Source organism: Cupriavidus sp. 10L43_2 (genome assembly GCF_056395265.1).
Window position 1 is genome coordinate 12,995 of sequence record NZ_JBFTJE010000020.1, and the last position, 18,878, is coordinate 31,872.

At 64.6% G+C, this 18,878-nt stretch carries 18 protein-coding genes and 1 pseudogene; 4 read left to right on the forward strand and 15 right to left on the reverse strand.

Going from position 1 to position 18,878, the window contains the following annotated elements; translation table 11 throughout:
* Positions 1 to 184 precede the first annotated feature (184 nt).
* Both AC1DEL_RS23200 and AC1DEL_RS23205 read right to left on the reverse strand, forming a co-directional pair.
* Positions 185 to 349 (reverse strand): annotated as a pseudogene (locus tag AC1DEL_RS23200) (helix-turn-helix domain-containing protein); the annotation flags it as partial.
* Positions 350 to 535: 186 nt separating this feature from the next.
* Positions 536 to 1,072: a GNAT family N-acetyltransferase gene (locus tag AC1DEL_RS23205; protein WP_092300744.1), complete on the reverse strand. Its 537-nt coding sequence runs from the start codon at positions 1,070 to 1,072 to the stop codon at positions 536 to 538.
* Positions 1,073 to 1,375: 303 nt separating this feature from the next.
* On the opposite strand from AC1DEL_RS23205, the gene AC1DEL_RS23210 reads away from it, so the two are divergent.
* Together AC1DEL_RS23210 and AC1DEL_RS23215 are read left to right on the forward strand one after the other, a co-directional pair.
* A complete protein-coding gene (locus AC1DEL_RS23210; protein ID WP_092300442.1) occupies positions 1,376 to 2,707 on the forward strand; it encodes an MFS transporter in 1,332 nt (443 codons plus the stop codon).
* 84 nt (positions 2,708 to 2,791) lie between these two features.
* Positions 2,792 to 3,952: a porin gene (locus AC1DEL_RS23215; protein WP_477110637.1), complete on the forward strand. Its 1,161-nt coding sequence runs from the start codon at positions 2,792 to 2,794 to the stop codon at positions 3,950 to 3,952.
* A gap of 51 nt (positions 3,953 to 4,003) precedes the next feature.
* Here AC1DEL_RS23215 and phaZ read toward each other — a convergent pair whose 3' ends face one another.
* The 7 genes from phaZ to AC1DEL_RS23250 all read right to left on the reverse strand — a co-directional run bounded on the left by phaZ (position 4,004) and on the right by AC1DEL_RS23250 (position 11,110).
* A complete protein-coding gene (gene phaZ / locus AC1DEL_RS23220; RefSeq protein ID WP_092300448.1) occupies positions 4,004 to 4,846 on the reverse strand; it encodes a poly(3-hydroxyalkanoate) depolymerase in 843 nt (280 codons plus the stop codon).
* A gap of 70 nt (positions 4,847 to 4,916) precedes the next feature.
* Entirely contained in the window at positions 4,917 to 5,342 is a 426-nt protein-coding gene (locus AC1DEL_RS23225) for a hypothetical protein (protein ID WP_092300747.1), read from the reverse strand.
* Between the two features lie 60 nt (positions 5,343 to 5,402).
* Positions 5,403 to 7,121, reverse strand: coding sequence for an alpha/beta fold hydrolase (locus AC1DEL_RS23230; RefSeq protein WP_477125928.1), 1,719 nt, complete (start codon positions 7,119 to 7,121; stop codon positions 5,403 to 5,405).
* An 11-nt stretch (positions 7,122 to 7,132) separates the two neighbouring features.
* A complete protein-coding gene (locus tag AC1DEL_RS23235; RefSeq protein ID WP_441593052.1) occupies positions 7,133 to 7,597 on the reverse strand; it encodes a MaoC family dehydratase in 465 nt (154 codons plus the stop codon).
* A gap of 40 nt (positions 7,598 to 7,637) precedes the next feature.
* A complete protein-coding gene (locus AC1DEL_RS23240; RefSeq protein ID WP_477125927.1) occupies positions 7,638 to 9,431 on the reverse strand; it encodes an acyl-CoA dehydrogenase in 1,794 nt (597 codons plus the stop codon).
* 267 nt (positions 9,432 to 9,698) lie between these two features.
* The gene (locus AC1DEL_RS23245; RefSeq protein ID WP_477125926.1) at positions 9,699 to 10,697 is read right to left on the reverse strand and encodes an AraC family transcriptional regulator; all 999 of its coding nucleotides are present in this window, start codon (positions 10,695 to 10,697) and stop codon (positions 9,699 to 9,701) included.
* Entirely contained in the window at positions 10,694 to 11,110 is a 417-nt protein-coding gene (locus tag AC1DEL_RS23250) for a MerR family transcriptional regulator (RefSeq protein WP_477159190.1), read from the reverse strand. Before AC1DEL_RS23250 ends, AC1DEL_RS23245 begins: the two co-directional genes overlap by 4 nt.
* 73 nt (positions 11,111 to 11,183) lie before the next feature.
* Between AC1DEL_RS23250 and AC1DEL_RS23255 the strand changes: the two genes are divergently transcribed.
* Positions 11,184 to 12,155, forward strand: coding sequence for an SDR family NAD(P)-dependent oxidoreductase (locus AC1DEL_RS23255; RefSeq protein ID WP_477125925.1), 972 nt, complete (start codon positions 11,184 to 11,186; stop codon positions 12,153 to 12,155).
* A gap of 24 nt (positions 12,156 to 12,179) precedes the next feature.
* Here the strand turns inward: AC1DEL_RS23255 and AC1DEL_RS23260 are convergent, their stop codons facing one another.
* The gene (locus AC1DEL_RS23260; RefSeq protein ID WP_092300466.1) at positions 12,180 to 12,389 is read right to left on the reverse strand and encodes a hypothetical protein; all 210 of its coding nucleotides are present in this window, start codon (positions 12,387 to 12,389) and stop codon (positions 12,180 to 12,182) included.
* Between the two features lie 193 nt (positions 12,390 to 12,582).
* Between AC1DEL_RS23260 and AC1DEL_RS23265 the strand changes: the two genes are divergently transcribed.
* On the forward strand, positions 12,583 to 13,056 hold the full coding sequence (locus AC1DEL_RS23265) for a YaiI/YqxD family protein (protein WP_092300469.1): 474 nt from the start codon (positions 12,583 to 12,585) through the stop codon (positions 13,054 to 13,056).
* Positions 13,057 to 13,106: 50 nt separating this feature from the next.
* On the opposite strand, the gene AC1DEL_RS23270 is transcribed toward AC1DEL_RS23265, so the two are convergent.
* From AC1DEL_RS23270 to AC1DEL_RS23290, 5 genes are all read right to left on the reverse strand, one after another.
* Complete coding sequence (locus tag AC1DEL_RS23270) at positions 13,107 to 14,279, reverse strand: chloride channel protein (RefSeq protein ID WP_477125924.1); 1,173 nt, start codon at positions 14,277 to 14,279, stop codon at positions 13,107 to 13,109.
* Between the two features lie 74 nt (positions 14,280 to 14,353).
* The gene (locus AC1DEL_RS23275) at positions 14,354 to 14,896 is read right to left on the reverse strand and encodes a cytochrome b (RefSeq protein ID WP_477113615.1); all 543 of its coding nucleotides are present in this window, start codon (positions 14,894 to 14,896) and stop codon (positions 14,354 to 14,356) included.
* Positions 14,893 to 15,984 carry a catalase family peroxidase gene (locus AC1DEL_RS23280; RefSeq protein ID WP_477113616.1) on the reverse strand — a complete coding sequence of 364 codons (1,092 nt, stop codon included), beginning with the start codon at positions 15,982 to 15,984 and terminating at the stop codon, positions 14,893 to 14,895. The genes AC1DEL_RS23275 and AC1DEL_RS23280 overlap by 4 nt, the downstream gene beginning before the upstream one ends.
* Before the next feature lie 126 nt (positions 15,985 to 16,110).
* Complete coding sequence (locus AC1DEL_RS23285; RefSeq protein WP_092300478.1) at positions 16,111 to 17,715, reverse strand: DHA2 family efflux MFS transporter permease subunit; 1,605 nt, start codon at positions 17,713 to 17,715, stop codon at positions 16,111 to 16,113.
* A complete protein-coding gene (locus AC1DEL_RS23290; protein ID WP_092300481.1) occupies positions 17,715 to 18,821 on the reverse strand; it encodes an HlyD family secretion protein in 1,107 nt (368 codons plus the stop codon). Before AC1DEL_RS23290 ends, AC1DEL_RS23285 begins: the two co-directional genes overlap by 1 nt.
* Between the last annotated feature and the right edge of the window lie 57 nt (positions 18,822 to 18,878).

The following is an 18,878-nucleotide window of genomic DNA, read 5'->3' on the forward strand; positions in this document are numbered from 1 at the left end:
GATCCGACGGACCGTCTGCGTCGCCAATTCGGGTGCCGTTGCGCTCGCGTAGCTTCTCGGCCGCCAAAGTCGGCCCGAAGTCCGCGTAGCTGTCGCGGATCAGGCCGCGCACGCGGGATTCCAGACCAGGAGGAAGCTGACGACTGCTGCTGCGTCCACGCTTGCGAGAACCCAACCCACAGGGCCCGTCCTCGCGATATCGGAGCGCCAGCCGTTCGATCTGTCGCCGCGACAGGCCAAGCTTCTCGGCCGCGCGCCATATCGGCAGGCCTTGTTCGACCACGGCCTGAATCACCTTGAATCGGTCGAGTTCGCGCATCGTCATCGTGATGGACTCGGGCATCGGCATGGCGGCCTCCGGTCTTGCGCAGACGGGAAACCGCCAGAATGCCAGCCTTGGCTAAGGGGGCGACATTTCTATCTAGCTGCAGTCCGACATTAGCATGTAGCCGCTACATCGTTCAGATGCATAATCTATCTTATGTTAAATACAATTCGTACTCCGTTGCCTCCAACCATCCCGATCAACACTCTCTTACAGCGCAAGGGTCACCACGCGCAGCGTCGTGTCGTCGGGACACGGTACGTCGGCAAATCCTAAGCGGTGAGCCAATCGCCGCATCGCGGTGTTCGATGACAGGACATAGCCTTCCATGGATCGGTAACCGCGGCGGCGAGCGGTGTCGATTAGCGTGCTCAGCAGTCGGCTGGCAAGGCCAAGCCCATGCCAGTCATCGACGATCGTGACCGCAAACTCGCAGGTATCGTTGCCGGGCGCCGCGGCATAGCGCACGCCCCCCACAATAGACGGGCCCTTGCCTTTGGTGGCTACTGCCACCAGGGCAAGCTCGCACTCCGGCGACGGATGCGTTGCGTGCTCGAGCATGGCTTCGGGTAGCTGTTGCATGGCGGCCATGAATCTCGTGTAACGCGCGTCGGCGGAAAGTCTGTCGAACGCCGCCAGCAGGCCAGCCCTGTCGTCTTCGGCAATCTCCCGAACCAGCACCTCCCGTCCATCGCGCAGCAACACGCTGAACGGCACGAATGTTGTTGTGTCAGGCTTGTCTTGCATGGCAACCGTGTCGTTAGGGAAAAGACGAGTTCGATGCATTCGCCTCGTCGCATTTCATACTAGCTGACCCGGTGCAGTTCGCCGAAGTCGGCGTCGGACCACCGGACACGGCATCCGGGCCCTCAGGTTTTCCCGGACTATCCCGAAAAGCAAAATGCATGTCCCGAACGGTCAAACCGTACGCAACTGATTCTAGATACTTGTTTCCGTTGCGACCGGACGTTGGCAAGCGCCATGGAAGGACGCGTCAGCGCCTCGGCTCAAGTGGCCGGGAGTCGTCAAAGTGATCCTTCTGAGGTATTCATGCTCGAACAACGTTCCACATTTCCGACCATGGCAGCAGATCCAGTCAGGCCAGTCGGACTCCACTACTACTCGTGGGTAGTGTTCGCGCTGGGCTTTGGTCTGCTGCTGTCAGACTACATGTCGCGCCAGGTGCTCAATGCCGTATTTCCGCTACTGAAGCAGGAATGGGCGCTGACCGATACGGAACTCGGCGCGCTCGGCGGCATTGTTGCGCTGATGGTGGGGATCCTGACATTGCCACTGTCTGTCCTCGCGGACCGCTGGGGCCGGGTCAAGAGCCTCATGCTGATGGCCGGCTTGTGGAGCCTCGCTACGCTCGGCTGTGCCGTGGCGACGAACTTCGGCGAAATGTTCATCGCCCGACTGTGCGTGGGCGTCGGCGAAGCCGCCTATGGCAGCGTGGGCATTGCCATGGTGCTGTCGGTATTTCCCCGCCGCTTGCGCTCCAGCCTGAGCGCCGCGTTCATTGCCGGCGGCCCGTTCGGATCGGTCCTGGGAATGGCCCTGGGCGGCACCCTCGCCGCTCATCTCGGGTGGCGCTGGGCGTTCGCCGCGATGGCCATCTTCGGCCTGATACTCGTAGCCGTGTTTCGCTTCGTGGTGACGGAACCGCGCCTGAAGGCGCAGCGCGCGCGGATTGGCGAGGACAAGGGCGACGCGGGAGCACCCAAACGCCTGGCTTTGCGGCCCCTGGTATCCGCCCTGTTCTCGGCCCCTTCGATTCTTTGTACCTATGTCGGCAGCGCCATGCAGTTGCTGGTCACGGGCGCCCTGCTTGCGTGGATGCCGAGCTACCTGTCACGCTACTACGGCATGGCGACGGACCGTGCAGGCCTGACAGCCGCAGGCTTCGTGCTGGCGGCCGGCGCAGGCATGATTGCCTGCGGTGCGCTGACCGACTGGGCCGCCCGCAATGCCCCGACCCGCAAGTGGCTGATGGCCATTGCCTACAGCACCACCAGCTGCGTGCTGCTCGTGGCGGCCTTCCACACGCCGGCGGGCACGACGCAAATGGTCCTGATCTTTGCCGGCATGCTACTGGTCGGCGGTACGGCCGGACCGGCGAGCGCCGTGGTGGCCAACCTCACGCATCCCAGCATTCACGCGACGGCCTTCGCCACGCTCACGCTCGCCAACAACCTGCTGGGCCTGGCGCCCGGTCCCTTTGTGACGGGACTGCTCGCCGACAGAATCGGTTTGCTTGGCGCCCTGCAGATCATTCCGCTGGCCGGCCTGTGCGCCACATTGTGTTTCGCGATCGGGCGCAAGTACTACGCCGCCGACCTGCGTCGCATCGAGACCGAGCGCGCCTCGCAGGCACAGACCTGACCGCCCTCCCCAACTCTCCTATGATGAGTGCCATGGGAGGGTCCGACGTCGCATCTCCATGCAAGACGATGGGAGGAGACCGGGGTGAAACTGAAGAACATCGCCATCGCATCGCTGCCCCTGTGTTCTGGGGCGGCATTTGCGCAGTCTAGCGTCACGCTCTACGGTGTGGCGGATGTGAACGTCGAGTATGTCAATCACCTGGGCGTTGTACCTACGGCGTTCAATCAGTTCAATCGCGGGCCATCCCATGACGTCGCCCGTATGACCTCGGGCGGACTGGCCGGGTCGCGTTGGGGCCTGCGTGGTGTTGAAGACCTCGGTAGTGGCTTGAAATCCATCTTTGTCCTGGAAAGCGGCTTCAATCTGGAGACCGGCACCTCGCAGCAAAGTGGCCGGCTGTTCGGCCGCCAGGCGTTGGTGGGCCTGCAGAGTTCTTATGGCCAGGTAAGTTTTGGCCGCCAGTACACCTCGATGTTCGAGATGCTCGCGAATTACTCGCCGACCGCCTATGCCACGCAGTACGAGCCCATCATCCTGCAATCGGGCCCGAATTTCCGCGAAGACAACACCATCAAGTACAGCGGCCAGTTTGGCCCGGTGAAGGCAATTGCACACTGGTCCTTTGGCGTCGGGGTGGCCCTGCCCGCGACGGTCGGCATCGCAACGCCGATTGGTGGCAATGGCGAGGTGCCTGGCCAGTTTCGGCGCGACTCCGCCTACGGGGCTGCCGTGGCGTATGAAGCGGGTCCGATTGGCCTCACCATCGGCTACGACCAGTGGAATCCGACCATCGATACGAGCAGTGGCACCGTCAGGAAGGCCGTGGTCGGCGCCAGCTACGCCTACGGCCCGGCCAGGATCATGGGCGGTTATCGCTGGGGTCGAAACACGAATGCGGCGGACGTTATGTTTCAGCGTGACGATTTCTACTGGATCGGTGCGATCTACCAGGTCTCCCCTGCCGTGGGCCTCACGCTCGAATACAACTACGACAACGTGAAGAGTCTGTACGGCAACACGCAAGTGGCCAACCCATGGCAGATCGCCTTCGTCGCGAACTACGCGTTCTCGAAGCGTACCGATGTCTATGTGACCACGGCGTTCGCCAGGAACGCCGGCCTGATGCTCGAATCGCTGGCAACCGTCTACGCCAACAGCCTGTCGCTGGGCAACAGCTATGCCCTTGGCAACGGGCAGAGCACGATGATCGGTGCAGCCGTAGGCCTGCGTCACAAATTCTGACTAAAGCGAATCTGACAAAGGTGGCCTCCCGGATTCCGGGGGGCCACTGCGTCAGGCCTGAGGCTGACGCAGGAAACGCAGCACCACCGTCGCTGCTTCGCTGACGCGAGTCAGGAGAAAGAGGTGTCCATCGTCGAAGATGTGGAGCGCTGCATGTCGAATGCGCGAAGCGAGGATCCTGGCATTGACCAGGGGCACGATGGGATCGTCGGAGCCGTGCATGACCAGCGTGGGCTGGCCCAGAGCGCCGAGCCACAACAGGCTGCTCCAGCCCCATGCCGCCAGCAACTGGTACACATAGCCGCGGCCGCGCGGCGGATGCATATGCCGGCCGTGCGCTTCCAGCAATCCGGGATCGTCGCGGAAGGCACCGCCATAGATATCGGCGCCCACGCGCCGCAGGTAGTCCGGGTCGTTATAGCGGCGCGCGCCGATCATCTTCGAGAGGACCGACACGCTACCCGGCACCATGATCACGCCGGGCGACGTTGCCGCCAGCACAAGGCGCCGGCAGCGCATCGGGTAGAGATGCGCGAACTCCTGCGCGAGCGCCCCGCCCCAGGAAACGCCGAGCACGTCGACCTGCCCTTCATAGCCGAGATGACCAAGCAGTTTGTCCGCAAGCACGCACAGGTTGGACAGACGATAGGGAAGCAGCGGCGCGGGAGAACCGCCAGCGCCGGGGACATCGAAGATGATCACTTCGACACCCTCGAGCGCATCGACGAACGGTTCGACGAGTTCGAGATTGGCGCCGATACCGTTGAACATGAGGAGCGGCGGCCCCGCATCGTTGCCGGGCCGGATGCCGACCCGCAGCACCTGTCCATCCAGGTCTACGGTCCGGATTGCCATCTTGTGGCCAGATTCAACGCTGGCACCGTTTATTGTCATCAAGTCGTCCTGGATGCATTGCCCTGAAGCGGGCGGGACGGCACGGCCCGGGGAGGCCGTGCCGCGGGGGTTACGGCTTGGGGCGCAGGATGCTCTTCACTTCTTCCACGTTCTCCGCGAAACGCTTGCCGACCACGGCAAAGCTGTCGGCTTGCGTCTTGTACACGGTGTCGGTCAGGCCGCGCAGACCGGTCACGGCCTTGTTCAGGCTGAGCGGCAGCAGGTCGGTCACGCGCACAGCCGAAGCCTTGGCGTCATCGCCCTGCTTCGGCGTGCCGAGCGACTGCAGATCGGCTGCGGTGCCACTCAGGTACTCGGCCTGCAGACGGACCAGCGATTGCAGGCCGCTCAGCAGCGCGAGATTGACGCCGGCCAGCGCCTCGATGTCCTTGCGACGGGACTCCAGGATCGCCACCGGGTCAAGGCGGTTGTGTTTGACGAAGTCAAACAGCTTCTTGTGCGGGGCGAACGCGCCCGCGGTGTTGGTCGATTCCATCTTCATGGTCTCCATTCAGGTTGCGTTGAAAAACTGGGAACACTGCGACATGGCCGGGCGTCAGGCTTCGATCACGTAGCGTCCGGGGGCTTCGCCGCACGGTGCGTGGCGTGCGTTGCCAGGCGCCAAGGGTGCGTTGCGCTTCGGGCCGGACCGCTGCTTCAGCCACTGGCTCCAGTGGTTCCACCACGAATCGGACGTGGCCTCGGCGCCGTCCAGCCAGGCTTGCGGGTCGGACGTATCGTCGCCGTTCAAGAAGAACTTCGCCTTCGCGTTGCCGGGCGGGTTGATCAGGCTTTGAATGTGGCCGCTGGAGCTCAGGACGAATTCGGTCTGTCCGCCAAAGGCACGTGCGGAGCGGTACACGCCCTGCCACGGGGTGATATGGTCGGTGACGCCGGCCAACACGAACTTGTCGCAGGCGACCTTCGACAGATCGATGGGCTCGCCCAGCACCGTCAGCGCGCCCGGGGTGGCAAGCAGGTTGTCCGAGAGGATGTCGAGCAACTGGCAATGGAATCCTGCGGGCAGCCGCGTCGTGTCGTTATTCCAGTACAGGACATCAAACGCCGGCGGCGCCTTGCCAAGCAGGTAGTTGTTGACCCAGTAGTTCCACACCAGATCATTGGGCCGCATCCATGCGAATACCCGGCCCAGTTCCTCGCCGTCGAGCACACCCCTCGCCTGGCTGCTTTGCCGCGCGGTGGTAACGGCCTCCGGCGTGGCGAACAGGCCTAGCTGAGACTGCTCGTCCAGGCCGAAGACGGACACCATCAGCGTGGCGGCATGTACCAGTTTCTCGCCACGGCTTGCGCAATAGCCCATCAGCGCCGCCATTGTCATCGCGCCGGCGCAGGCGCCATGCAGGTTCACATCATCACTGTCGGTGATATCGCGGATGGCATGGATCGCTTCGATCAGCGCCGCCACGTAGGTGTCGAGATTCCACTCGCGCTGCGCGGCAGTCGGATTGCGCCAGCTCACCATGAACACCTGGAATTCCTGCCCCACCAGGTACTCGACGATGCTCTTGCCCGAAGCGAGGTCGAACACATAGAACTTGTTGACCTGGGGCGGCACGATAAGCTGCGGGCGAGCGTGGACTTTGGCCGTGACGGGCGTGTACTGGATCAGTTCGAGTATGTCATTGCGGAAAACCACCGTTCCCGGTGTCTTGGCCAGATCCTTGCCAACACGAAACGCGCCCTTGTCGACCTGGGAAGGCATGCCCTGATTGGTCAGGGCATCGGTCAGCAGGTTGGTCATCCCGGAGAGCAGGCTGAGACCGCCCGATTCGAAAGTCTCCCGGAGCGCCGCCGGGTTGCCCAACAGCATATTGGTCGGCGCCAGCGCATCGAAAACGAGTGATGTGAAGAACTGCGCGCGCTCCTTGCTGCGTGCATCCATGACAGAGCGGCTGACAAAGCCGGCCGCGGCATCCCGCCACGCAAGGTAGCCCTGCAGCGGCATGCGGAACAGCGGGTTGTCATGCCACTCCCTGTCCGCAAAGCGACGGTCGCGGGCTGGCGGGGCACTGGCCGTGCCGGCGAGCACGCGCAGCAGGTCATGCGCCAGTTGCGTCTGCTGTTCCAGCAGCAGCGCGGGCTCCTGAACGCATTGCGTGCCGATCTGGTGGGCGGTGGAAGCCAGATCCTCCGGGCGCAGGCCCACAAAGGGATTGGGGACGGCGGCGATGGCGCCACCGCTGTCGGGCAAGACCGGCCGATTGGCCTTGGTTGGCTTGCCGGCCTTGCCTGTACGTTGCTTCGTCATTTCCATGGTTTCTCTCCTCAGGCCACCAGCAATGCCAGCGACTCGGCGACCAGAGCCGGCCGGGTCTGGCCCTCGATCTCCATGGTGTTCTCCGTCCTCAGCATGATGCGGCCTTCGCCTTTGTCCTCTGCCGCGAGCAGCTTCACACGATTGCGCACCCGGGCGCCGGCCCTCACCGGCGTCAGGAAGCGCGTTTTCTCCAGCCCGCAGTTCACGGCCGCTTTCGCATCGACCGGGACGATGCCCATGCGGGTCAGCTGGCCGCCCAGCAGGGAAAGCGTGAGGAAACCGTGCGCGACGGTGCCGCCAAACGGGCTTTCGCGACCCGCCCGGTCCACGTCCACGTGGATCCACTGGTGGTCGTCCGTGCAGTCTGCAAATGCATCGATGCGCGCCTGATCGATCTCGACCCATTCCGATATGCCCAACTCCTGGCCGACGAACGCGCCAAGCGTCGCCATGCTGTAACCGTCGATTTTCATGCTGCTGTCCTTCAATGTGTCTGGGTCTGGTCTGACTGCGTCAGAACTGCGCGTCGTTCAAGGCAAGGAATCCGTCCGTGCCGGCGACACTGGTGATCGCCGCTTCCATGGCCGGCGCGCGCACCAGGATATGGTTGGCAAAGAACGCCGCGGTGGCGATCTTGGCGCCGTAGAAGGCCTCGTCCTCGTGATGCTTCTCGATGGCAACGATGAGTGCCCGCGCCATTTGCCATCCGGTCAGCACAATGCCAGCCAGCTTCAGGTAGGCCACGCTGGCACCGAACACGGCGTTGGCATCGGTACGCGTTTTCGCGACGACGAACTCGATGACGTTCGCCAGTGCGGTGTGCGCCGCGCTCAGACGCTTGTACATTGCGCTGCATGCCGCATTGGCGCCACGTTCCGCGAGCGCGACAAGCGTGTCGTCGATCTGCGCGAGGATGGCCCGTGCGGTGGCGCCGCCGTCGCGCACGGTCTTGCGGCCAATCAGATCGTTGGCCTGGATGGCGGTGGTGCCTTCATAGATCGGCAGGATGCGCGCATCGCGGTAGTGTTGCGCCGCACCCGTTTCCTCGATAAAGCCCATGCCGCCGTGCACCTGCACGCCGAGGCTGGTGACCTCCAGCGACATCTCCGTGCTCCATCCCTTGATGACGGGCACGAGGTATTCGTAGACCGCGGCATGTTGCGCGCGCGTCTCGGGATCGGCAGCGGCGTGCGCGATGTCCGAGTAGCCGGCCGCCACCAGCGCGAGCGCCCGTGCGCCTTCGGTCAGCGCCCGCATTTCGGTCAGCATGCGGCGAACGTCGGGGTGCCGGATGATCGGGACGGGTTCCTTTGCCGTGCCGTCCACCGGGCGGCTCTGCACGCGATCCTTCGCGTAGGCGACGGCCTGCTGGTATGCGCGATCCGAAATCGCGATGCCCTGCACGCCCACGCCAAAGCGCGCCGAATTCATCATGACGAACATGTATTCCAGGCCGCGGTTCTCTTCCCCGATCAGGTAGCCGGTGGCGCCGCCGTGATCGCCGAACTGAAGCACGGCGGTCGGGCTGGCCTTGATGCCGAGCTTGTGCTCGATCGACACGCACTGGACATCGTTGCGCGCCCCCAGCGAGCCGTCATCGTTGACGAGGAACTTCGGCACCAGGAACAGCGAGATGCCCTTCACGCCTTCGGGTGCGTCCGGCGTGCGTGCCAGCACCAGATGCACGATGTTCTCGGCCATGTCGTGCTCGCCGTACGTGATGAAGATCTTGGTGCCCGATACCTTGTAGGCGCCGTCCGCCTGACGCACGGCACGCGAGCGCACCAGCGCGAGGTCGGAGCCGGCCTGCGGCTCGGTGAGGTTCATCGTCCCGGTCCATTCGCCTGCGATCAGGCGCGGCAGGTAGCGCTGCTGCAGTTCGTCGGAGCCCGCCGTGAGCAGTGCCTCGATGGCGCCGTCGGTCAGCAGCGGACACAGCGCGAAGGACATGTTTGCCGCGTTCATCATCTCGATGCATGGCGTGGCGACCAGCTTGGGCAATCCCTGTCCGCCGAATTCGGTCGGATGGACCACACCTTGCCAGCCGCCTTCGCCGAACTGGCGAAACGCCTCCTTGAAGCCGGCCGTGGTCCGCACTTCGCCGTCGTGCCAACTGCTCGGGGCCCTGTCCCCTGCCACGTTCAGCGGCGCCAGGACCTCGCCGTGGAATTTCGCGGCCTCATCGAGAACCGCCTCGACCGTCTCCGGGGTGGCGTCCTCGAAACCGGGAAGCGTGGCAATCTTTGTCAGTCCGGCCAGATCCCGGATAACAAACAGCATGTCCTTGGTGGGTGCGGTATAGCTCATCTCGTGCCTCTTTATCTTGAGATGCAGCGCCCGCGGCTCGGTGGCCTGCTGCGCTGCGACATTGACGGAGTCATCGTAATGTCCGGCAGCGCAAAGCCGATTACCCGAACTGGCCCATTCGCTGACAAATCGTGCCGCTTTCAGCCTCGAAGCCGCGCACGCACCCGGCAGACGGCGTGAGCGTCGCCTGAAGTGGCAGGATTTGTTAGTCGACGGCCAGGATTGACAGTCCGCACCGATCGACGCCAGCCGACGCCGATCGAAGGATCAGAGCGGGCGACGGTAGGCGTTGGGGGTGCTGCCCGTCCAGTGCCGGAACGCCCGATGGAAGGCGGTGGGATTGTCGAAGCCTACGTCGTAGGCAATCGCGGCAATGGGATCTTCGGAGCGCGTCAGGCGCTGGATGGCAAGATCGCGCCGCACCTCGTCCTTGATGGCCTGGAACGTCGTGCCTTCGGCCGACAGACGCCGGCACAAGGTGCGCACGGAGTGGTGGAGTGCCTGGGCGACCGCATCGATGGTCGGCGACGCAGGCAGGCATTCGGCAAGGTGCTGGCGCACGCGGTGGCAGGTCAACTGCTCGGCGAAGGCGACGAATATCCAGTCTTCAGGCGCGCGTGCAAGAAATGTTTCGAGGTCCGGCTTGCGTTGCCTGACCGGCAAGTCAAGGTAGGCCGCATCGAACCTGATCTGCGTGCGCGCGCAGTCAAAGCGGACCGGGCCTGGAAACAGATAGAGATGATCGCTGCTCTGCGGCGGGTGCGGAAAGGCGAACTCGGCACCATTGAGCACGATTCTATGGCGGATGAGCCACGAGGCCATCCCATGCACCAGCTTCAGCATCAGTTCGCAGCCCAGCACGCTCACGCCCGGGCCATCCGGGTTCGCCACCAATTCGACATGCCCCTCCCCACCCTCACGCCGTAACGTCAGACGGAATTCATCAAGGATCAGGTGGAAGAACTGGCCAAAACGATGCAGGGCAACCTCCAGCCTTGGCGCGTCGAGCAGGCTGAGACCCAGGAACTTCAGCACGCCATTACGCAGCGGACGGCTGAAGATGCCAGGCATTTCATCGTCAAGCTCCATCGCCAGCAGCCGATAGAGCGTGGCGAACTGTTCCTGGGTGACCCGCGCGGCGGGTTGTTGCAGCAGTTCATGCGCAATACCCGAGCGGTCGGCAAGCCGCGCGATAACAGCCGGATCCGCGCCCGACAGGAAGCCGTTGACGACGGATATCGGGACGGTAGCGGACAGGCCTGTCAAGTGAGGGAGCCGGCAGTGTCACATCCGCAGGATCCCAGGTCGGGGTGGGAGCCCCGCCCGCCTGCCACCACCCAATCGATCTTCGCGCGTACGAAGCGGATCATCGAGTCCAGTTCCGCCGCCTTCGCTTCGAGTCCGGCAAGTTGTCCCTTCAGGATTTCGGTCCTGCGATCCGGAGAGAAGCCGGTTTCTCGGCGCTCGGTATCCAGGGCGGCGATTTCCTTGAGCGATAGGCCGAGGGACTGCCCCACCCGGACCACCTCGGCGGCCCGGCGATCCTCGTCGGTGAAAAGCTGATAGGGACGTCGCCCTCCCTTGCCGCTTGTTGTCGGCCGGAAAAGCCCGAGCCGTAYGTAGAAGCGCACCGTCTCCCGCGACAGTCCCGTGATGTGGGAAAACTCCGAAATCATCATGATCGGTCTATTGACTATGTAGTGCAGTACACACTTAGAGTGTACGCATCTTCAACGACCTGTGGAAAAACATATGTCAAACGGCTCGCTTGGTTGGAAATCGACAGCAAACGATGTGCTGGCCGGGATCGACCTCAAGGGGAAACGGGTGCTGGTCACGGGTGTCTCCGCTGGGCTGGGCGTCGAGACTGCGCGATCCCTCGTGGCGCACGGCGCTGAAGTGGTGGGTGCGGCACGAGATCTGAGGAAGGCCGAGGCGGCGACTACCGACGTTCGCGCGGCGGCCAGCGGCGGCAATGGGCAATTCGAAATCGTGGAGATGGACCTGGCTTCCCTTTCGAGCGTCCGGCGCTGCGCCGATACGCTCCTTGCAGCAGGAAGACCTTTCGATCTGGTCATTGCCAATGCGGGAGTGATGGCAACGCCGTTTGGACGCACCGTAGACGGCTTCGAGATGCAGTTCGGCACGAACCACCTTGGCCATTTCGTATTGGTCAACCGGATCGCAACGCTCATGCCGGCTGGCGCGCGACTGGTCATGCTCGCGTCCTCGTCGCATCGGGTCGCAGACGTCGATCTGGAGGATCCGAACTTTGAACACAAGCCCTATTCCGAAGGACTAGCCTATTCGCAGTCCAAGACCGCCAACGTCCTGTTCGCCGTCGAATTCGATCGACGCAACAAGGCGCGCGGCGTGCGCGCGACGGCGGTCCACCCCGGCACCATCCAGACAGAGCTGGGGCGTTACGTAGATCCGGTCATGATCCAAGAACGAATTGAGGCGCTGAACGCCCAGCTGGCGGCCGAAGGTAAGGCGACCATCCGCTGGAAGAGCATTCCTCAGGGAGCGGCGACTTCGGTCTGGGCTGGCGTCGTCGCATCGGCAGAAGACGTCGGGGGACGTTATTGCGAGAATTGCCATGTCGTCGAGCCTTCCTCGGACGGCAGTTTCGTGGACGGCGCCAGCCCCCATGCCTTCAATCCGCAAACAGCCAAGGCGCTCTGGGCTAAAAGCGAAGAACTGGTGGGCGAACGAATCGGGTAAAGCTTGCTACGGTGGCAGGTCCGATTAACGCCGTTTGGCAGCAGCGGCCTTCACGTCCAGGCGGACGATCCAAGCCACGACAATCACCATTGCGACGATGATTGCGTTCGATAGCGCGCCGCCCGCCTCGGCGCGGAGTGCGCCCATCAGCCAGCCGCCGCAAATCAGGACAACCAGCACCTTGACGATGGTGAGGCCGTAGGAGCGGATCAGGTTCGCTATGTAGTCGATCATGGTTAGGTTCCGGTTGCGAGCGCCGGGCTGCTCCGCCAGCGCCCTACAGGTAAGGCGCTGGCATTATGGGGCTCAGGCCTTGCCTACTCAAGGGCCACCCGTTAACGATGCATGCACAATTTTGCGCTTGCGCACGCGGACGGCCCCCGCAGGCGGTACCATGCCCGCTCCCACCCCCTAATTGGAACCCCCAATGCAAGTACTGGTTGACGCAGACGCCTGCCCGGTTGTCGTCAAGGAAATGCTGTATCGAGCCGCGCAGCGTGTCGAAGTGTGCGTCACGCTGGTGGCAAACCAGTACATGCGCACGCCGCCGTCCCGTTTTATCAAGACGATCCAGGTGCCGGCGGGGTTCGATGCCGCCGACAACCGTATCGTTGAACTGGCCTGCAGCGGTGACCTCGTGATTACGGCGGATATCCCTCTGGCCGCCGCGGCTTTGGACAAGGGCGCTCACGTGCTCGACCCTCGGGGCAGCTGGTTCAGTCGCGAGAATATCCAGGAGCGACTGACAATGCGCGATGTGATGGATCAGCTCCGCGCCTCAGGCATCGATACCGGCGGGCCGGCACCGTACTCGGCACAGGACAGCAAGGCGTTCGCTGGCCAGCTCGATCGATTCCTGGCACGCCAGGTGCCATCGGGCGGGGGCGCCCGGAACCCTTAGGCGAGCCACCTCTCCTGTTACTGGCTTCCCGACGTTACCGTCGCGCCCAACTATGGCGCGGGCAGCCGCGCGCAGAGCCGCGCCGCGCCGACCGATCCCGCCACCGCGAGCAGGACCGCCGGCACCAGCGCTTGGGGCAAACCGGTGAACTCCGCCACCAGAACGATGGCCGTCAGGGGCATGCGCATCGACGTAGCGAGGAATGCCGCCCCGCCGACAATCGCGCAGGCGCTTGCCGAAACGCCGGGCAAGGCGGCATTCCACAGCGCGCTGCACGCAATCGCAAGCAGCGCTCCGCACGCAAGCCCGGGCGTCAACAGGCCGCCGATGGCCCCCGCGCGCAACGATGCGCAGATGACGATCACCTTGAGTGCGAGCAGCGTGCAGGCCATGCCCAGCGCCATCTCGCCCTGGAATCCGAGCTGCGCCGGGCCCTTGCCGTTGCCCAGCAATTCCGGAAAACGCATGCTCAGGAGCCCCAGCGCCGTAAAGCTCAGCATGCAGAGCACGGGCAGCCAGACGCCGCGCGGCGCGTGGGCGCGGGCAGTGGCAGTCGCCCGCCTGAATGCAAAGCCGGCGACACCGAAGATCGGCCCGAACAGGAGCGCCCACACCGTGAGCCAATGGTTGAGCGATAGCGTAGGAACAGCGTATTGCACGCCCGAACCGAGCCCGAGGGACGCGATGAGCGCCGCCAGCGCGGACATAAACAGCGCCAAGGCCGCCGCGCTCGGGTTAAACGTGCCGAGCAGGACTTCGAGGGTGAAGACCGCGCCGGCCAGCGGCACGCCGTAGACCGCAGCCAGCCCGGCTCCTGCGCCGGCGGCCACGATCCAGGTCCGTTGTTCCGCCGGTAGCGCGAAGACCGCAGCGAGGCGCGAGGCAATCAGTGCGCCGATCTCGCGCGGCGCCACTTCGCGGCCCAGCGGAGAACCCATGGCAACGGTGACGATCTGAAGCAGCGCGTGGGCAATGGTCGACCCGGGCGGCATGGGGGCGCCTTCGTCGACAGCACGTTTGATGCTGACCAGCGGGCGTCCATAGCGATAGAGGGCGAACCAGCCGACGCCCGCCACAACGCCCGCGCCCATCGCCACCGCCAGCCTCCGGAGCGGCGTGGCGCTCTCCACGCCGGCCAGGAAGCTTTCGCTACTCACCACGTGAGAAAGGCTGTAGTGATAGGCCAGATGCTGGATCGCATGGAGTAGCAACGCCAGTGCCATCCCGCCCAGGCCTGCACCCACTGCCGTGAGCGTGCCAGCGAGGAGCAGGCGCCCTATCGCGGCGGTGTCGCGCACTACCGTGCGGTGCCTGTCGTCATCGATGCCAGCACGCCGTCACGCCGGATCATGCCGTGGTACAGCGCGGCCGCGATGTGAAGCAAGAGGACGGCGAGCAGCAAGAACGCGCCTACAGTGTGTGTCTCCCGCAAGAACGCATAGAGATGAGCGCTGTGCGGCAAGATGGGCGGCAGTTGCACCGCGCCGGCCAGCACCACCGGATAGCCGCCCGCCGAGAGCATGCCCCATCCGATCAAGGGCATGGCGAGCATCAAGCCGTACAGCACCACATGCGATGTCTTGGCCGCCACGCGTTGCAGCCGGGGCATCGACTGCGGCAATACCGGCGGCCGGCTCAACAGCCGGTTGCAGACACGAATCAGCGCCAGCAACAGGATGCCGATGCCAATCGCCTTGTGCAGCGACAACAGCGCCAGATACCGCGACGACACCGTCGCCACCATGCCAATCCCGATGAACAGCATCGCAAGGATGAGCACCGCCATCGCCCAGTGCAGGATGCGGGAAGGCAGCGAGAAACCACGGACACTGGATTTCATGATCGACCTCCTGCCTGGACTTCGGCTTCGGTGACGGCACTGGGTGGCTTGGCGGCGCGCTCGCGTTGCCGCAGCGTGAACGATTTCGCGTACGCAGCCGAGCGGGCGCTCGGGATTGCATCCGCCGACGTGCGCATGCCGGCGGGCAGCACGGTCGGATCGAAATTGATGTCAGTGCAGGTGCCGCGCTCTTCCGCCGTCAGGTGGTCGAGCGTCACGGTGCCCACCTCCACGCGCGTTCGGTCGTCGGGCCACGGAACGTTGGGACTGACCGGATCGGTGGGGTGGCCAATGGTGACCACCATCTTCCACTGCAATGGCTGTTGGGCGGCATCGGCAATCAGGCCATCGAAGAGGTAGTTGGGATCGTTGTGCGATGGGGGACCGGCCGGCGCGAACGCTCGCACAGGAACGGCGGACCACCGCACCGGTATGGCGACGCCTGCCTTGTTGACGAACAGGAAGGTGTCGAGTCCGTTGTAGGTGTCGTTTGCAAAGCCAGAAGACACCGCACGCTTGCTCACGATGGCGATGGCTGACCCGAACTCTGGATGCGTCGCGGCGAACGCCTTCATCTTCTCGGGGTCTGGCTTGCCGGTCCGCTGATCGGGAACCGAAGCGATCATCTGATCGTAGAACGCCTGCACGTTGGCGAACGGAAAGACCGGAATGTCGATCATCGCGGTTCGCCATTCCTCTCCGCCCCGGGGGTTGAACTGCAGGGCGAGGCTGCGCACCAGGGTCGGCGCATCCGGGATGAAAGGCATGCCCCCCGCAAAGGCGAAGCGCCCGGTCACGGGCACGCGCCCCGGCGCCAGCACATCGGCCTTGCTGAACGCCGTGCCCGCGCCCGTGCTGTCGAACCATCCGGTTGCGCACAGCCCCTTGGCGTGGTTGCGCCGGAAGCCGATGTGCCTGCCGTTGACGGCCTCGAAGCCGTCAATCACCTTGCCCTGGGTCAATCTCCCGGGCGTCAGCCATCCGCCGGCATAGGCGAAACCGCCTGCAATGCAGAGGATGACTGCGCCGATGGTGCCCAGCCGGATTGCCACGGCGGCGGCGCCAAGCTTGCTGGAGTCTTCGTCCATATTCGGTCCTCGTTGTACCGGCCCCTAGGGCAGTGAAGACCAATACTTGTCGATACGCCAGTGGTGCCCGTTTGGCGCGGGCAACCTATTGTCCGATCTGCACACTGATGCGCGGGCAGGCGCCTCTTAATGCGCATCCGCCGACGGCGCCTTGGGGGCGGCCACCTTGCGCATCAGCGGCACCATGGCCGTGGCAATGGCGAAGCACACCAGAATCATCAGGTAGATGTCGCCAAAGGTCTGCGTCTGGGCCTCGCGCCAGGCCAGCCCCCATAGTTGCCGCAGTGCTGCCGTCTGCGCATCGAGGGCGTCGTGGCCGGCTGCCATGAACCGCTCGGCAACGCTCTGCAGCAGGTTGCCCATCGCCTCATTGCGGATGTTCAGATGCTCCGCCTCGCGCAGGAAGTGCATGTTTCCGCGATCGTTGAGCACCGTGGCGCACGCCGCAATGCCGATGGCGCCGCCGAGGTTTCGCATCAGGTTGAATAGCCCCGACGCCAGCTTGAGTCGTTCCGGCGGCAGGCTGCCGAGCGTCAGCGTGACCGTCGGCGCCACCGCAAACTGCTGCGCCATGCCACGCAGCGCCTGCGGCAGCAGCAGCTCTGCCGATCCCCAGTCGTGCGTGATGGGCGCGAAGTACCACATCGAGATGCCGAACATCGCCAGCCCGAACATCATCAGCCAGCGCAGGTCCACCCGGTTCGCCAGGAAGGCATAGAGCGGGATCGACGCCATCTGGAACACGCCCGTGGAGAACACCGCCAGTCCGATATCGAGCGCGCTGAAGCCGCGCACGCGCCCCAGGAACAGCGGCGTCAGGTAGATGGTGGCGAAGATGCCAATGCCTGTGACGAAGGAGAAGAAGCAGCCGAGTGCGAAGTTGCGCTCCTTGAGCGCGCGCAGGTCCACCACCGGATTCGCATAGGTCAGCGAGCGCCAGATGAAGGCCACGCCCGCCAGACCGGAGATCCAGGCCGTGGCCAGGATCACGTCATCGCCGAACCAATCCCAGCGCGGCCCTTCTTCCAGCGTGTATTCGAGGCAACCCAGGAACAACGCCATCAGCCCCATGCCGAGGTAGTCCGCCCCGCGCACCAGCGACCAGTTGGGCCGGTCGACCTTGACCAGCAGCGGCACCGCAACGGTGACGAAGATGCCCGGCACCAGGTTGATGAAGAACAGCCAGTGCCAGGAGAAATGATCGGTGATCCAGCCGCCAACCGTCGGTCCCAACGTCGGCGCCAGCGAGGCCAGCGCGCCGACCGTGGCGGCGGCGATCACGCGCTGCGGCCCGCTGAAAAACGCGAAGGCCGTGGTGAACACCATCGGGATCATCGAGCCGCCCAGGAAGCCCTGCAGCGCGCGGAACGCGATCATGCTCTGGATGTCCCACGCCATGCCGCACAGCAGGCTGGTCACGGTGAAGCCGGCTGCGGAGGCGGCGAACAGCCAGCGCGTCGACATCACGCGCGAGAGCCAGCCCGACAGCGGAATGACGATGATCTCGGCGATCAGGTAGCTGGTTTGCACCCAGACGGTCTCGTCGGTCCCGGCGGAGAGCGCGCCGCCGATATCGCGCAGCGACGCGGAGACGATCTGGATGTCCAGCAAGGCGATGAACATGCCTACGCACATCGTGCCGAAGGCAAACACCTTGGCGGCGGTGGACATCTCGCCCGGAGGCGTCTCCGCCACGGCGCGCGGCGGGCTGGTCAGGCTGGCGGCCGTCATCACTGCACCTGCTTCGGCGGCAGCGTATTGACCTGCGCGATGACCGAGAGGCCCGGGCGCAGCACGCCAAGCCGGGCATCCTGCTCATCCAGTTGCACCCGCACGGGCACGCGCTGGACGATCTTGGTGAAGTTGCCGGTGGCGTTCTCCGGCGGCAATACGCTGAACTGCGCGCCGGTGGCGGGCGCCAGGCTTACCACGTGGCCATGGAAGACGCGGCCGGGCACCACGTCGGCCTCGATCTCCACCGGCATGCCGGGGCGCATATGCGCCAGCTGCCCTTCCTTGAAATTGGCGTCGACCCACAGCCCGCCCGCCGGCACGATGGCCAGCAACTGGCTGCCGGCGCCGGCAAAAGCGCCCACGCGGGCGCGCCGGTTGCCCACGGTGCCATCCACCGGCGCGCGCAGTTCCGTATAGCTCAGGTTCAGTTTGGCGATGTCCCGCTCGGCAATCGCCTGCGCCAGCGCGGCCTGCGCCTGCTGCTTCTGCGTGCCGATCACATCCAGTTGGCGCTGCGCGGCGAGCAGCGACGCACGCGCGCGCTCGCCATTGGCCTGCGCCTGCTTGTAGTCCGAATCCGCCTTTTGGGAGCTTTGGATCGAGACCGCCGCCTTGGCCACCAGGCTCGCGTAGCGGGCCTGGTCGTCGCGGGCGCGCACGGTGTCGGCGTTGGTCGACGCAATGCCAGCCTTGGCCTGCCCGATCACCGCCTCCTGCAGGCGCGCCGTCGCATCGAGGTTGGCCAGCAGTGCCTGCTGGGCCGCCACGGCGCCCTCGGCCTTGGCCAGCGCGGCGCGATAGTCGCGGTCGTCAATCCGCACCAGCAGGTCACCGGCGCGGACGGACTGGTTGTCGGTCACCGCCACTTCCGCGATATAGCCGCCCACCTTGGCGCCAATCACTGTGACATCGCCGCCGACGTAGGCATCGTCGGTGCTTTCCACGAACCGGGCGGATGTCCACCAGTGGTAGCCGTAGCCCACCCCGGCCAGCCCGGCCGCTACCAACAGGCCAGTCGCCAGCAGCCGCTTGGCGCTGACCTTGGATTTCGTCGCGGGAATGGAGTCGGCTCCGACCCGTTCAGTCAGCGCATCGCTGCTCATGGCACTTCCTCTCTGCATGCGGGGATTGCCCGCTGCCTGCGCAGCGGTGTTGATAAA

Bases quoted from the DNA above. Each gene is read 5' to 3' on its own strand.
- AC1DEL_RS23205 (WP_092300744.1), bottom strand. From the start codon at position 1,072: ATGCAAGACAAGCCTGACACAACAACATTCGTGCCGTTCAGCGTGTTG.
- AC1DEL_RS23210 (WP_092300442.1), top strand. From the start codon at position 1,376: ATGCTCGAACAACGTTCCACATTTCCGACCATGGCAGCAGATCCAGTC.
- phaZ (WP_092300448.1), bottom strand. From the start codon at position 4,846: ATGACAATAAACGGTGCCAGCGTTGAATCTGGCCACAAGATGGCAATC.
- AC1DEL_RS23225 (WP_092300747.1), bottom strand. From the start codon at position 5,342: ATGGAATCGACCAACACCGCGGGCGCGTTCGCCCCGCACAAGAAGCTG.
- AC1DEL_RS23230 (WP_477125928.1), bottom strand. From the start codon at position 7,121: ATGGAAATGACGAAGCAACGTACAGGCAAGGCCGGCAAGCCAACCAAG.
- AC1DEL_RS23235 (WP_441593052.1), bottom strand. From the start codon at position 7,597: ATGAAAATCGACGGTTACAGCATGGCGACGCTTGGCGCGTTCGTCGGC.
- AC1DEL_RS23240 (WP_477125927.1), bottom strand. From the start codon at position 9,431: ATGAGCTATACCGCACCCACCAAGGACATGCTGTTTGTTATCCGGGAT.
- AC1DEL_RS23255 (WP_477125925.1), top strand. From the start codon at position 11,184: ATGTCAAACGGCTCGCTTGGTTGGAAATCGACAGCAAACGATGTGCTG.
- AC1DEL_RS23260 (WP_092300466.1), bottom strand. From the start codon at position 12,389: ATGATCGACTACATAGCGAACCTGATCCGCTCCTACGGCCTCACCATC.
- AC1DEL_RS23265 (WP_092300469.1), top strand. From the start codon at position 12,583: ATGCAAGTACTGGTTGACGCAGACGCCTGCCCGGTTGTCGTCAAGGAA.
- AC1DEL_RS23270 (WP_477125924.1), bottom strand. From the start codon at position 14,279: ATGGCACTGGCGTTGCTACTCCATGCGATCCAGCATCTGGCCTATCAC.
- AC1DEL_RS23275 (WP_477113615.1), bottom strand. From the start codon at position 14,896: ATGAAATCCAGTGTCCGTGGTTTCTCGCTGCCTTCCCGCATCCTGCAC.
- AC1DEL_RS23280 (WP_477113616.1), bottom strand. From the start codon at position 15,984: ATGGACGAAGACTCCAGCAAGCTTGGCGCCGCCGCCGTGGCAATCCGG.
- AC1DEL_RS23285 (WP_092300478.1), bottom strand. From the start codon at position 17,715: ATGACGGCCGCCAGCCTGACCAGCCCGCCGCGCGCCGTGGCGGAGACG.
- AC1DEL_RS23290 (WP_092300481.1), bottom strand. From the start codon at position 18,821: ATGAGCAGCGATGCGCTGACTGAACGGGTCGGAGCCGACTCCATTCCC.